This window comes from Flagellimonas lutaonensis (assembly GCF_000963865.1).
Lineage (GTDB): Bacteria > Bacteroidota > Bacteroidia > Flavobacteriales > Flavobacteriaceae > Flagellimonas_A > Flagellimonas_A lutaonensis.
On the sequence record NZ_CP011071.1, the window covers coordinates 509901 to 524157 of the forward strand.

Here is a 14257-nt window from a genome sequence, read left to right on the forward strand (position 1 = left end):
TCTTACAGAATATCATCTTGTATTTTTATGGATTCTTGGAATACTTGAACACTTATGGATGGTTCCATAATTCTAAATTTTTAAGATTGAAAAGGTAGGCCTGTGCAAGAAAATTTATAGGGAAAAGGAAATTGGAGCGCACAGGGTTAGATAGTCTCCCTTTCTTATAAATAAAGAAAGGGAGCTAGACGAAAAACACGCTTTGTACTTAAGTAATTCGAGAACTCGCTTTATAACCAAATCACCTCGTGATAAAACTGACAGAATGATTAAAACAAGGCTTCTTTTGAATCGAAAATCTTCTGATAGAAGGGCTGGAAATGCTCAAAAGTATAGGCATAGACCGCAATATCACTTACGTAAGCTACAAATCTAGATTTCTATCCTTTTATCTTTCGAGGTGGCACGGTGCCATATTTATCGACCAAATAGACCAAGCTAGCCATGGTGGCCGCACCGAGTTCCAATTCGCGTTTGTTCACATGTTCAAAAGTATCGTTTTCGGCATGGTGGTGATCAAAATAGCGCTGCGAATCGGGCCGTAGGCCCGCCAGTACAAGTTCTTCGTCTTTCAAAGGGCCAATATCGGCCCCACTTCCCCCACGAACAAACATATGTATCAAATACGGTTCAAATAGCTTTTTCCAGCCCTGTATCCGTTCAAAATTGGCATCATCGCAATCAAAAGAGAAGCCCCTTGGGGTAAACCCGCCCGCATCGCTTTCCAAGGCGAAGACGTGTTGCTCATTTTTGCTCTTGGCCACCTCGGCATATTTGTTGCCCCCTCGCAGACCATTTTCTTCATTCATAAAGAGTACCACACGAAGGGTACGCTTGGGCCTGTAACCTATTTTTTTGAAAAGGTGCAGCACCTCCATACTCTGCACGCAGCCTGCCCCATCGTCGTGGGAGCCATCGCCCAGATCCCAAGAATCGAGATGACCGCCGACCACCATGATTTCTTCGGGATGCTCGCTCCCGCGGATTTCGCCGATAACATTATACGATTGCACATCAGGAAATTGCCGACAATTCTGCCTAAAATAAAAATTGATATTTGGGTCCAACTTCAGGGTAGTGCTCAAAAGCTCGGCCCCCTTGGTGCTGATAGCCGCGGCTGGTATCCGTTTTTCGACAGGGGTATCACCATAGCTCATGGAGCCCGTATGCGGATAGTCATCTAGGCGAAGGGTCATCGAGCGCACGATAACGCCCACCGCCCCATACTTTGCGGCTTCTGCCGCCCCTGAATACCGCTGGTCAACGCAACCGGAATAGGATTGGAATGTATTGATCAAGGTAGGATCCATCGGGCGGTTGTAAAAGACTATTTTGCCCTCAATGTTTTCCCGTCCAAGTTTCGAAAGGTCTTCGATGCCCTGTACTTCAACCACTTGGGCCTTGAGTCCGCCCTCTGGGGTGGCCACCGATCCACCAAGCGCACAGATGGGCACGTTGGTGGTAAGCCCCGGTTTTGTCTCTACGTACGCAAACTCAGGTGCCCCCCGAACCCATTTGGGCACCATTACGGGCTGTAGCCACACCCGGTCAAGGCCCAAAGAATCCAATTGTTCTTTGGTGTATTCAACGGCCTGCTGCGCCTGTACCGAGCCCGAAAGCCTGCCACCGATTTGGTTGGAAAGATGGTTCAACCAGTAATAGGCCTTGCCCTCAGTCAATGCGGCATCATAAATGGCCCTGATCTGTTGTTCATCTTCTGTTTGTGCTTGAAGTCCGAAACCTAAAAAGAGCAATAACAACAGTGTTTTTTTCATTCCTTTTCTTTTTCCAACTGTTCGCGATACAATTCTAAATTAGCTTTTATTTCATCATCTAGCTCAGGGGCTTTGACATCTTTGTATTTTTTTAACGTCTGTAGCAAAATGGAGGCCACGATTACGCGGGCCGCTTTTTTATCGTCGGCGGGCACTACAAACCACGGGGCATGTACTTTCGAGGTTTTGTTGATGGCTTCCTCATAGCATTCCATGTACTTTTCCCATAGCTTTCGTTCTTTTAAATCTCCCGGAGAAAATTTCCAATGCTTTCGCTTCAGCCTCAGTCGCCTCAACAACCGCTGTCTTTGCTCTTCCTTTGACAGGTGAAGAAAAAACTTGAACACCACTGTGCCATTTTCGGCAATGTGCCTTTCAAAGTCGTTTATTTGCCGGTAGCGCTTTTCCCAAAACCCATCATTGATATCTTCCAATGCTTCGACACCAGGAATATTCTCAGAAAGTATGTACTGTGGGTGCACCTTGGTCACCAGTACATTTTCGTAATGGGTTCGGTTGAACACACTGAACTTGCCCCGTTCGGGCAAGGCGATATAGTGTCGCCAAAGGTAGTCGTGGCTCAGTTCCAGTTCTGTGGGCACCTTAAAGCTGTGGACCTCAACGCCCCGGGCATTCAGGTCTTTGAACACCTCGCGTATAAGGCTGTCCTTACCCGCCGTGTCCATCCCCTGAAGGCACACCAATATACCATATTTGCCATGGGCATATAACGTATCTTGAAAATCGGCCAGTTCTTTTCTAATGTCGTTCAGCTCTTTTTTCAGTTCGTCACCAGATTTATTAAAATCTTCGTGGGTATTGCGTTGTGAGAGTTTGACCGGCTCGGTCACTTGATATGCGGTAATGTCGACTTTATCCATTTTGGAAATATAAACATTTTCACTGTATCGCCTTTGGCTTCACTACCGGCATTTGGTCGAATTTTTTGACACTTTTTTGCAGCTTACAGCGTAATTGGGCTTTTTGGCGATATTTTTTTTGGGAAGCTTGCCATCGGCTTAATTTTAGGGTTCATTTATTGCGCATTGTCCCAAATCTTGCGTTATGAAACAGAAACGGATCATACTTATTGTGGTGTCCTTATTGGGCTTATGGCTCATGGTTTCCTTCCGTTCCTATAGTGCTTGTGAGTTTGCCAACTCGAACATCCAGTTCGTCAAGGAGCAAACCGAAGAGGCCCTACAGGCACCCGACCTAAAATTATCGAAATACTACGCCTACCGGGCGTTGAACAGCATCTATAAGTCAAAAAAGAGCTTTTCAGAATGTGGTTGTAAAGATGCCATTATCAATATCAATCTGGCTTCAGAAAATCTAAAGGAGGCCACAAAGGCCCATACTGTTGAAGATTTACAGGTCTTTCTACAGATTGCCATGCAGAACACCCTTAGTGGTATCAATGCCCTTAGAACCTATGGCGTGGACAAAAATAGTAAATATGGCGACGAATATCTTACCATGAACACGCATGAACTCGGGTTGCCGACCAGTGTATTGTCTGCCGAAGAGGGACAATTGGTTTCGATGCAGCGCATTGAAGAGCACCTGACCAAATTTGAAAACTCGGTGATACGTATTGTTGAAAATGTAGACTGCGAAAAGGCAAGACCCTTTATTGAACGAATGCAGAACCAAACCATTGGCAAATTGGCCAATCCAAGCCTTACGGAGAAAAAACAATACTACCACAACCGGGTGTTTGAAATAACCGATAGGGCCCTGAAGCAATTGGTTGATTGCCACTAAGTCTACTTGCTGGCAAACAGCTTCACATCTTCTTCACTTACTTCCTTGCCACCCAAGATGATCAAGCGTTCCACCACATTGCGCAGCTCTCTGATGTTACCGGTCCAATCATATCCCTTCAACATTTCGATGGCACCTTTTGAAAACTTCTTGGGCGCTATGCCCTGCTCTTCCGCTATTTTTTGCGCAAAATGTTCTATCAGCAAGGGTATATCGTCACGTCTTTCGTTCAACGAGGGCACCTGGATCAATATGACCGCCAAACGGTGGTAAAGGTCTTCCCTAAAGCGGCCTTCCTCGATTTCTTTCTTCAAATCCTTGTTGGTGGCAGCTACCACGCGCACATCTACTTTGATATCCTTGTCGGAGCCCACCCGTGAGATTTTGTTCTCTTGAAGGGCGCGTAAGACCTTCGCTTGGGCCGAAAGGCTCATATCACCGATTTCATCCAAAAAAATGGTTCCCTTATTGGCCGTCTCGAACTTGCCCGCCCTATCTTTGACAGCCGATGTAAAGGCACCTTTTACATGGCCGAACAGCTCGCTCTCTATCAGTTCAGAGGGAATGGCGGCACAGTTCACCTCGATAAACGGCGCCGAAGACCGTGCACTTTTTTGGTGAATCCAATGGGCCACCAATTCTTTACCCGTACCATTTGACCCAGTGATCAATACACGGGCATCTGTGGGGGCCACTTTTTCAATCATATCTTTGATGGCGGTAATGGGCTTGCTCTCTCCTACCATCTCATAGTTCTTACTGACCTTTTTCTTCAAAATCTTGTTCTCGACCACCAGTTCTTTGCGGTCAAGGGCATTGCGAACCGTGGTCAATAGGCGATTTAGATCTGGTGGTTTTGAGATGTAGTCAAAGGCACCCAAACGCATTGTATTGACAGCCGTATCAAGGTCGCCGTGGCCAGAAATCATGATAAAGGGAATCTCAGGCTTTACCTTACGGGCAGCCTCCAATACTTCGACCCCGTCCATCTTGGGCATTTTTATATCGCAGAGCACCAGGTCAAAGTCCTCTTTTTTGATGATTTCCATCCCTTTCAGGCCATCTTCGGCCTCTTGCACCTCGTACGAATCGCTTTCTTCGGTCAGTATCTTGACCAACACCCTTCTAATGGCAGACTCATCTTCGATTACCAGAATTTTAGACATAGTATCCTTTTAAAAAATTGATATTTTGAATCCTCCCCTAAGATAAAGATTCGCCTCTCTATTCAACAAAAAAACATCGACACGTTTGTTATCCCTCAATTTGCCCTCTTGTTCAATGGAGCCGCCCAGCAAAGTATAGAAGGACATCATCTTTGAGAGATTGAACTGGTAGCCCACCGCGCCCACCAGGGTCGATAACGAGATCCGGGTGCCTATACGGCCGTCGGGCAACAATATGTCATCTTGTAGGTTGATAAAGTATCCATCCAATAATAGTGCCAATTGCAATGTGTGGCGGTCTGTAATATGATATTTGAAGTTTGAACGGGGAATGCCCAGGGTGTAAGACCATTTTGGGTGGAACCGCCGGTAATAGCTGATCAGGGGCAATGGAAAAGGAAGGCCCGTGGTACTATTGTAAGAAAGCCCCAGCACCAACCTGAATGGTACTTCGGCATCCATACGCTCTTTCCATAGGGTGGCCGTGGCATTGATAAAGAAGTCTTTGGTGACCACGCCATCAAGAAGGTTCGAGGCCAATCTGGGCGTGGCAATGGTAATAAGGCGCCAATTGTCGTTCCATCTGGTGATATAGCCCAAGTTCATGTCCATCACATGAAGAACATCTATCTGCTCTGTATCAAAGGGTTGGGGCCGCGAGAAGTCAATTTCAAAACGATTGTACTCACCACCGATCACAAAATAATCGTCGTTGCCCAATTTGATGGGCACATTGAGCAATACCTTGTACCGCGACGTGCCGATGCCTGAATTGTTTTCGGGTATTCGCAAATAATCGATACGCAACAGGTCGGTGCTCTGGGCCCGCCCCAACACACCGAACAAAATGCAGCAAAACAACACTGGAACAAGGCGGTTTTGCATCATGGTTTTTTTGCTGCTGAGGCAATATCGATGGGCTCGTGCTGGTAAAAGTGAACATCCCGTTGTGGAAAGGGAATGGTAACATTGTGCTGTCTAAACTTTGCATCAATCGCATATCGAATCGAGCTTTTGACCTTGGGATCGCCAAAACTGTCGTTTGTGAAGAAATTGATGGAGAACAAAAGTGCCGAATCGCCAAAATCTTCAAAGAGCACAAAGGGCTTTGGGTTTTTGAATACCCCTTTCTGCTCGTGGGCCACTTCTTCCAATAACTTGGTCACCAGTTGCACATCACTTCCATAGGCCACACCCACTGCCACCCTTTCGCGGGTCATCTTATGGTTTTGTGTGTAGTTGTATATGATATCGCTGATGAACTTGTGGTTGGGTATAATGATTACCTTATCATCTCTGGTGATGGCTCTAGTGGTCCGCAATTTGATTTCGAAGACCTTGCCCACTTTACCGTTCACATCAACAATATCACCCATTTGAAGTGATTTATCGATAATTATAAAAATGCCTGCAATAACATCTTGAAACAATTCTTGTAAGGCCAGGCCAAGTCCCACAAAAAGTGCGGCCGAGGCGGTGATCAAAATGGTGATGTCGATACCCGCAGCACTCATGGTAAGCAGAATCACGGCCACATACACCACATATTTGATGAACTTGAAGACACTAATGAACTTCAATTTGTCATCTGCCTCCATTTTTCTGGTCAAAATCTGGCGAATGGTTTTCAGTAGAAAACTAGTCACAATAAAGGCCGTTATGAGCAAAAGCAAAAGCCCTACCGTAATATGAACCGATCTATCACCTTCGCCATAATGAAAACCCCATGAAAGAAATTCTTTAATGGAGCCCCAAATATCTTCTTTGATGACCTCTTTCAGGCCTTCGTTTTGATCTTGTACCATCCGCTAGTATTTAAGCCATTTGAGCAGTTCGCGATAGGTCGGTTTTTTACCATACATGAGAATGCCCACACGGTAAATCTTGGCCGCCAACCATACGATGCCTATAAAAGTAACGATTAACAACAGAATTGAGGTGATCAATTGCCATAAGGGCACCCCGCCCTCGCCTATTCCACTGGGCAACCGCATCAGCATGACAATGGGCGAGGTCAATGGAAATATGGAAAAGGCCACGGCTATGGGTCCATGCGGATTGCTAAAAACCGAAAAGAAACCGACATAAATGGCCAACATCATTGGCAATATTATCGGAAATATGAATTGTTGGGTATCGGTCTCGTTGTCAACGGCAGCCCCAATGGCCGCATAGATCGAGCTATATATCAGATAGCCCAGCACGAAATATACAATGAACGAGACCAACAAGGTTACCCACGGCAAATCAAAAAGCTCTTGGGCATAGCGCTGCATTTCACTTTCATTGCCCGTGGCAAGTGACTGCATCTCGGGCATACCGTTTAGGGCAAGGTTCTGAGAAGAATTCAAGGCCGTCAAATCAACATCCAAAAACAGGGCCGCTACCACCAACAATAGGGTTGCAGAAAATATCCAGATAGCGAATTGGGTAACCCCAGCCAACGAGGTGCCGATTATCTTGCCCAACATCAATTGAAAAGGTTTTACCGATGAGATGATAACCTCGATGATACGGCTCGTTTTTTCCTCTATCACACTACGCATCACAAATCCACCGTAAATAATGATGAACATCATGATCAAATAGCCGAAACCACCCCCTAAAAAGGCCTTGAACTCATTGATGCCCTTGAGGTTCTGCCGGCCATCAAAGGTCGAGGTTCCCAAATCAAAATTTCTTTCAACTTCTTCAAACTGCTCTGAGCTGATGCCCAACGAGGTCAAACGCTCTTTTCGAAGCTCATTTTGTATGATGTCCTCTATTTCATCCAACATATAGGTGGATGGATTGTCTTTTGTGAACAAGAACGCCCCTTTTGCGGCGGCTTCGACATTCGCCGCTTGGGGAATGTGCAACAAGCCATAGTAGCCTAACGACAGGGTAGAATCTTTGGCCGCCTGCAAATCGATATCACTTATTTGCAGATAGGATGTGTTATCGGAAGCGGTGAAGTGTTCCACAAAAAATCCGCTTTCATCCAACACGGAAATCACCCGCTTTTCACTGTCATTGATTTCGGTCAAATAGACTATGAGCAATACCATGGCCACCAACAGCAAGGGGCTCAAAAAGGTCATGACAATAAACGACCGGTTTCTGACCTTGGCCAGGTATTCACGCTTTATGATCAATCCTAATTTGCCCATGTACTTTTTGATTTGACCGTTTGGATGAAAATATCGTTTGCCGTGGGTATGGTCTCCTCGAAATGCACAACATTGCCGCAACGCGCCAATTGTTGCAACAATGCCGAGGTATCGTCTGTCGGAAGCTGCAAGACCATATCGAGCTGTTTTTCAGCACTGTCATAGTGCTGCTCTTTGAGTTCGAACAGGCCGTTGAGTTGGGCCAGTTTGCTTTGGTAATCATCAGTAGTCTTCAGCCCTACCTTAAAAATGTTTTTCTTGTAGGCCTTTTTGATATCGGCAAGCCGGCCGTCCAAAATCTTTTCTGATTGGTGCAGCAGGGCAATATGCTCGCACAGTTCTTCGACCGACTCCATACGATGGGTCGAAAAAATGATGGAAGCACCCTGTTCTTTAAGCCGCAAGATCTCGTCTTTGATGACATTGGCATTTATGGGGTCGAACCCGCTGAAAGGCTCATCAAAAATAAGCAGCTTGGGCTTGTGCAGTACGGTAACGATAAACTGTATCTTTTGGGCCATGCCCTTAGAGAGTTCCTGTATTTTTCGGTTCCACCAGTCGCCTATTTCCAAGCGTTCGAACCAATAATCCAACCGTTTTTTGGCCTCAGCCTTTGACAACCCCTTTAGTTGGGCCAGATATAGGGCCTGCTCGCCCACCTTCATGCTCTTGTAGAGCCCTCGTTCTTCGGGCAAATACCCAATCATTCCAATATGTTCGGGCGCCAAGGGCTCACCATTGAAAAAGATGTTGCCGCTATCGGGATGGGTAATCTGGTTGATGATCCGTATCAAGGAGGTCTTGCCGGCACCGTTCGGACCCAATAAACCGTAGATACAATTTTCTGGAATTTGCAAAGACACTTCGCTCAAGGCTTTGTGCCCGCCATAATTCTTGGTTACCGATTCAGCAACAAGTATGTGGTTCATCCAGTTAATTTTTTCAAAGATAATCCTCTTTGCGCATCACTTACCTTAAAGCAATGCCAAGGTGGTGTAAAAAACAAAAACCCACCCTTAAATGGATTCAAGGATGGGAAAAAAATTGCTATGAAAAAGAAAATTAAATATTGGTTGCCCAATATGAAATCAAATATACGTTTTTTATTTAAACCAGAACGTTAAACATTATGAGAACATATCTTTCACTTTTTCAAAGAAAGACTTGTCAGATTTCTCAGGATTGGGCGCAAAATTCTGGTCGTTTCTCATACGCTCGAAAAACTCCCTTTGCTCTTTGGTCAGCTCTTTCGGTGTCCATACATTGACATGTACGAGCAGATCACCGCTGCCGTAACCGTTCAGGTTGGCAATTCCCTTGCCCCGCAAGCGCAGTATCTTGCCCGATTGTATTCCTGGTTCCAATTTGATGCGCACCTTGCCCCCAACGGTATCGATTTCTTTTGAAGTACCCAATACCGCATCTGAAATACTGATGTAGAGATCATAGTGAAGGTTGTCTCCCTCACGTTTTAGGGTGTCATGTTCAACGGTCTCAATGGCCACCAATAAATCGCCGGGCACGCCATTGCCGAGTGCCTCGTTCCCTTTGCCAGAGACCTTTAGCTGCATACCGTCTTCGACACCGGCCGGTATTTTGATGGAAACCGTCTCTTCGGCCACTTTGAGCCCCTGTGCATCGGCATCATTGGGTTTTTTATCGATGGTCTGACCGGCACCTCCACAGGTATTGCAGGTGGCCGATGTCTGCATCCTGCCCAGAATGGTATTGGTAATTTTAGTTACCTGACCGCTTCCATTACAAGTCGGGCATGTTTTATATGTGACCCCGTCTGCCTGTACCTTTCGGCGCACTTTTACTTTCTTTTCAACTCCATTGGCCACTTCTTCCAAGGTCAGTTTTACCCTGATGCGCAGGTTACTGCCCTTTACCCTGCGTTGGCCACCAAAACCGCCGAAACCACCAAAGCCACCGCCAAAAGCACTGCCAAAGATATCACCGAACTGGCTGAAGATATCCTCCATGTTCATTCCACCACCGCCAAAACCACCGCCTTCAAAGGCGGCATGGCCAAATTGGTCGTACTTGGCACGCTTGTTTGGATCGCTCAACACCTCATAGGCCTCGGCAGATTTTTTGAACATCTCTTCCGCTTTGGCATCTCCCGGATTTTTGTCAGGGTGGTATTCCAAGGCTTTCTTTCGATAGGCCTTCTTTATCTCTGCTGCTGAGGCGTTCTTTGAGACCCCCAATATTTCGTAATAGTCTTGTTTCATCGGTACAGGTTAATTTCCAACCACTACTTTGGGATGCCTGATGATCTTATCACCCAACATAAAACCTTTTTCAACCACGTCGATAATTTTGCCCTTCATCTTCTTGTTGGGTGCGGCAATTTGGGTAATGGCATCATGAACTTCAGGATCAAAGGTATCTCCCTCTTTTACATCAATTTCTTTTAACCCCTTTGATTTAAGGGTTTCACGGAGTTTATTATTGATAAGCTCGACCCCCTTGAAAAGCTCTTGGTCATCTGATTTTGAAATTTCCTTCAAGGCCCTGTCAAAATCGTCCAACACGGGCAGCAAGGCGAGCATGACCTCTTGCCCAGCAGTCTTGAAAAGCTCCATGCGCTCTTTTGAGGTGCGTTTCTTAAAGTTTTCGAATTCCGCAAAAAGGCGCAAAAACTTATCCTTTTCTTTGGCAAGCTCATCATGCAGTTGTTGCTCAGCAGAGGCTTCGGCATCTTGTTGTTCATTTTCCCCAACCGTTTCCGGATTGTTTTCAACGGTGGTATCCTCCATATTTTGCCCTTGTTGGTTTTCTTCCATCTCTTGAACCTTACTTTTTTTGCTCATAGGTCTCTCTCTTAATAAGTCAATTTGAAGCGGCAAAAGTATTGCCAATTGTTTAAAAATGTCAAAATGTCACCGTTTTTTGTCGAAAAATCGGTCAAGACAGCGTTTGTCATCAACAATCACACTAGTTGGAAGTCAAGAAAAGTAATCAACGTGAAGAAGGTTTGTTCAAAAGGTTTTGAAGGGCCCCGCCGACATTGGCATATTCAAATACGAAGCCCCGTTCCTCAATTTTTTTTGAACTGACCCGTTGGCTGGCCAAAACCACATATGACATTTCACCCAGTACAAGTCGCAACACCCACTTGGGCACATTGGGCAACCACAAAGGTCTTTCGAGCACTTTGCCCGCCTCTTTGGTAAGTTTGGCATTTGTAACAGGGTTGGGCGCCACCCCGTTAAATACTCCGGCGAGTCCTTTTTTGATGACAAAAACAAACAATTGGGCCAAATCATCAATATGGATCCACGATTGCCATTGGTTACCCGAGCCCAATGGGGCCCCGACATAGTATTTTATGGGCCGAACAAGCGATGGCAGGGCCCCACCTTTGGTAGAAAGTACCAATCCTATCCTTATCTTGGCCACTTTAAGGTTCAGTTTCGTGAAGGTATCGGCCTTGCTTTCCCACGCTTTCACCACTTGCCCCAAAAAACTATCATCCACGCCCTTTTCATTTTCATCATAGAATTTTGATGCTGAGCTGGGATAGATACCGATGGCAGATGCCGTTACAAGCATTTTGATGTTTGTGTTCTGTGACCGCTCAAGGGCGTTGTACAATGTTTCGAGGCTTTGTAGCCGGCTATTGAGGATTTTCTTTTTGTTCTTTGCGGTCCATCGTTGACTGATACTGGCGCCTGCCAAATTGATAATGGCCGAAACGCCCTCCAATGCGGCCATATCAAGTTCTCCATTTGCCGGATCCCAGTAAAACCCTTTCCGTTTTTCTTTATTTTCAATCTTTTGTTTTCGGGTGGTCAGGTAATGTACGGTATGGCCTTCTGCCAATAGCAAATCGACCAGAGCAGTGCCTACCAAACCTGTTGCACCTGTCAAAAGAACCTTCATTTCCTTTTTTTTGCAAAGGTACTGCTTCACCTGCTAGAAATATTGGCTATTTACGAACCTTTAACAGGTGCCATAAGGTTTACGGCTTTGTCGCGCGAAGCATTTCTCTTTTTCCGGGCGGCCCAGGAAGCCGCTCGACTGAAAAACCTACGCTCTGCATGGCCCGGCGAACACTGCCCTTGGCGGCGTAGGTTACCAAAACCCCTTTTGAACGAAGGGCTTTGAACATTTTTTCAAACACCTCAACCGTCCAAAGTTCTGGCTGCACCCTAGCGCCAAAGGCATCAAAATACACTAGGTCAAAGGCGTTCTGGTCATCAATTTCCAGAAAATCTTGTTGTCTTTTTATTAAGAGGAAGTTTTCGTGAATGGCAACCTCTTTTTGCCAGTCACAGATATGCATTTTAGCAAAAATTTCTTGAAGCTTTTTGAAGCCCAATGCTTCGCAGTAATTGAGCTGTTTTATCTCCCCAATGGAAACAGGGTACTTCTCAACACCGCAATACCTGATTTTTTTATGTTCTTTTTGGGCCTCTGAAAACGTGATCAGCGCATTCAATCCAGTGCCAAAGCCTATTTCAAGAATATCAAGCTGGTTTTGTGGAAGATGCCTAAGGCCATGGTCTATAAAAACATGATAGGCCTCTTGTACCGCACCGTGCAACGAGTGGTACTGCTCATTCCATTCTTCTATCTGAATGGTTTTTGACCCATCGCCCGTGGTAATGATCCTTCGCTTCACCCCGTTAACTTTAAAAATTGTACGATTCCCACAGGCCCCATTGCCAGGCCCAAGGGATGAAATCTTGTTAAAACCGCAGACCGGTCTTGAAAGGGCCCTCAATCTTCTATCAAAACACCTTCGGCCTCAAAACGATAGGTTCTTTTCGGAGTGGTAATCTTGGCCAGCTTCTCTTTTGTGGCACCGGCATCGGCAGCATAGTGCTTTTGCTCATCCACAGACATCTCTTCGACAAACGCCTTGCCGCTCACCACCACCGTTTTGCCGGCCACGTCAGTGGGCACAAAAAACCCATAGTCTTTGAACTTGACGAACACCTGGCTGCCATCTTCCAAATCCACTTTCATCCAACAACCCTTTGCCTGGCAGACCTCGGTAATTTGACCGGTTAGCTGCGTAGTTAATGTGTCGTTGGCAGCAAGGCTTTTATAAATACTGCTGTTGAGCGCCATTTTATTTGATTTTTCAAATGTCTTTCCAAAAAATGAAACAGTTTCTTGGGCATTCAATCCAAACGCCATGAAGAAGCCTACAAAAACAACAATCAAAATGTTAAATAATTTCATATCGCTTAAAAATCTGTAATGTCTTAACAATTTCGGGATTTAAAATTAAGAAATCGTCAAACAAAAGCTAGAAATGGCTAATTTTATTTTTTAATTGATTATTAGGAATGGAAGTAAAATCTAACAACATTACGGTTGAGCGAACCAAGCGCTCAAAAATCGACCAAGTAGATTTTGACAATTTGTCATTTGGCAGCGTATTTGCCGACCACATGCTGGTCTGCGATTACAAAAATGGTGAATGGGGCGCCCCAAGTGTGGTACCCTACCAGCCCATTGAGTTGGAACCCTCGGCCAAAATTTTCCATTACGGACAGTCAATTTTCGAGGGAATGAAGGCCTATAAGGATGACCAAGGCGGTGTTTGGCTCTTTCGACCAGAAGAAAACCAAAAAAGGCTGAACATATCGGCCAAGCGTTTGGCGATGCCCGAACTGCCCAAAGAGATATTTATGGAAGGCTTGGCGACCCTTCTCCAAGTTGACCAAGAATGGATACCACAAACCAAGGGAAGCTCATTGTACATTCGTCCTTTTATGTTTGCTTCCGGAAATGGTTTTCATGCATCACCGGCAGATGCCTACAAGTTCATTATTGCCTGTGCCCCTTCGGGCCCCTATTTTTCAGGCAAGGTAAAGGTCTTGATAGAAGAACGTTATTCGCGGGCCGCCAACGGGGGTGTTGGTTTTGCCAAGGCGGGCGGCAACTATGCAGCCCAATTTTACCCCACCCAATTGGCTGTTCAAAAAGGGTATAACCAAGTTATCTGGACCGACGACAACACCCACGAGTACATAGAAGAGGCCGGTGCTATGAATATATTTGTCCGAATCAACGATACCCTGATAACAGCACCCACCAACGATCGTATTCTTGATGGCATTACCCGAAAAAGCATCTTGGATATCGCAGCAGATGAAGGAATTGAGACCGAGGTACGCAAAATTACGGTGGCCGAGGTCATCAATGCCGCCAAAGACGGGTCTTTAAAGGAAATGTTCGGTGCGGGTACCGCAGCCGTGGTGTCGCCCATCTCGGCCTTTGGATATAAAGAGGTGGACTACAATCTACCGGAATTGGACCAAAGCTATGCTGCTTTGCTCAAAAAACGAATTACCGATATACAATATAACCGCGGTGACGATAAGTTCGGTTGGCGATACCGGGTTCTTTAAACAAAAAATAAAAAAGCGGCGAAAAC

14 protein-coding genes are annotated in these 14257 nt (G+C 45.7%); 2 read left to right on the forward strand and 12 right to left on the reverse strand.

Translation table 11 applies throughout. The features are described 5' to 3' along the window. Nucleotides 1–380 precede the first annotated feature (380 nt). Together VC82_RS02395 and VC82_RS02400 are read right to left on the reverse strand one after the other, a co-directional pair. Nucleotides 381–1775 (reverse strand): M28 family peptidase, encoded by a 1395-nt coding sequence (locus VC82_RS02395; protein WP_045800961.1) that lies wholly within the window; start codon nucleotides 1773–1775, stop codon nucleotides 381–383. After that, nucleotides 1772–2656 (reverse strand): PPK2 family polyphosphate kinase, encoded by an 885-nt coding sequence (locus VC82_RS02400; RefSeq protein WP_045800962.1) that lies wholly within the window; start codon nucleotides 2654–2656, stop codon nucleotides 1772–1774. The genes VC82_RS02395 and VC82_RS02400 overlap by 4 nt, the downstream gene beginning before the upstream one ends. Before the next feature lie 184 nt (nucleotides 2657–2840). On the opposite strand from VC82_RS02400, the gene VC82_RS02405 reads away from it, so the two are divergent. Further along, a complete protein-coding gene (locus VC82_RS02405; RefSeq protein ID WP_045800963.1) occupies nucleotides 2841–3542 on the forward strand; it encodes a hypothetical protein in 702 nt (233 codons plus the stop codon). Between the two features lie 2 nt (nucleotides 3543–3544). On the opposite strand, the gene VC82_RS02410 is transcribed toward VC82_RS02405, so the two are convergent. The 10 genes from VC82_RS02410 to VC82_RS02455 form a co-directional block, all read right to left on the reverse strand. Beyond that, complete coding sequence (locus VC82_RS02410; protein ID WP_045800964.1) at nucleotides 3545–4708, reverse strand: sigma-54-dependent transcriptional regulator; 1164 nt, start codon at nucleotides 4706–4708, stop codon at nucleotides 3545–3547. A 9-nt stretch (nucleotides 4709–4717) separates the two neighbouring features. After that, entirely contained in the window at nucleotides 4718–5596 is an 879-nt protein-coding gene (locus tag VC82_RS02415; protein ID WP_245615956.1) for a DUF6268 family outer membrane beta-barrel protein, read from the reverse strand. Next, nucleotides 5593–6513, reverse strand: a complete 921-nt coding sequence (locus VC82_RS02420; RefSeq protein ID WP_045800965.1) for a mechanosensitive ion channel family protein — start codon at nucleotides 6511–6513, stop codon at nucleotides 5593–5595. Before VC82_RS02420 ends, VC82_RS02415 begins: the two co-directional genes overlap by 4 nt. Nucleotides 6514–6516: 3 nt before the next feature. Then, the gene (locus tag VC82_RS02425) at nucleotides 6517–7857 is read right to left on the reverse strand and encodes an ABC transporter permease (RefSeq protein WP_045800966.1); all 1341 of its coding nucleotides are present in this window, start codon (nucleotides 7855–7857) and stop codon (nucleotides 6517–6519) included. Beyond that, a complete protein-coding gene (locus VC82_RS02430) occupies nucleotides 7845–8786 on the reverse strand; it encodes an ABC transporter ATP-binding protein (protein ID WP_179944603.1) in 942 nt (313 codons plus the stop codon). The genes VC82_RS02425 and VC82_RS02430 overlap by 13 nt, the downstream gene beginning before the upstream one ends. A gap of 198 nt (nucleotides 8787–8984) precedes the next feature. Beyond that, on the reverse strand, nucleotides 8985–10094 hold the full coding sequence (dnaJ, locus tag VC82_RS02435; protein ID WP_045800967.1) for a molecular chaperone DnaJ: 1110 nt from the start codon (nucleotides 10092–10094) through the stop codon (nucleotides 8985–8987). A 9-nt stretch (nucleotides 10095–10103) separates the two neighbouring features. Beyond that, on the reverse strand, nucleotides 10104–10676 hold the full coding sequence (locus VC82_RS02440) for a nucleotide exchange factor GrpE (RefSeq protein ID WP_045800968.1): 573 nt from the start codon (nucleotides 10674–10676) through the stop codon (nucleotides 10104–10106). Nucleotides 10677–10824: 148 nt separating this feature from the next. Then, nucleotides 10825–11748: a TIGR01777 family oxidoreductase gene (locus VC82_RS02445; protein WP_045800969.1), complete on the reverse strand. Its 924-nt coding sequence runs from the start codon at nucleotides 11746–11748 to the stop codon at nucleotides 10825–10827. A gap of 79 nt (nucleotides 11749–11827) precedes the next feature. Continuing rightward, the gene (mnmC2, locus tag VC82_RS02450) at nucleotides 11828–12490 is read right to left on the reverse strand and encodes a tRNA (5-methylaminomethyl-2-thiouridine)(34)-methyltransferase MnmC2 (protein ID WP_045803193.1); all 663 of its coding nucleotides are present in this window, start codon (nucleotides 12488–12490) and stop codon (nucleotides 11828–11830) included. A gap of 98 nt (nucleotides 12491–12588) precedes the next feature. Continuing rightward, on the reverse strand, nucleotides 12589–13056 hold the full coding sequence (locus VC82_RS02455) for a DUF4920 domain-containing protein (RefSeq protein ID WP_045800970.1): 468 nt from the start codon (nucleotides 13054–13056) through the stop codon (nucleotides 12589–12591). A gap of 107 nt (nucleotides 13057–13163) precedes the next feature. Between VC82_RS02455 and VC82_RS02460 the strand changes: the two genes are divergently transcribed. Further along, a complete protein-coding gene (locus VC82_RS02460) occupies nucleotides 13164–14231 on the forward strand; it encodes a branched-chain amino acid aminotransferase (protein WP_045800971.1) in 1068 nt (355 codons plus the stop codon). Nucleotides 14232–14257: the final 26 nt, after the last annotated feature.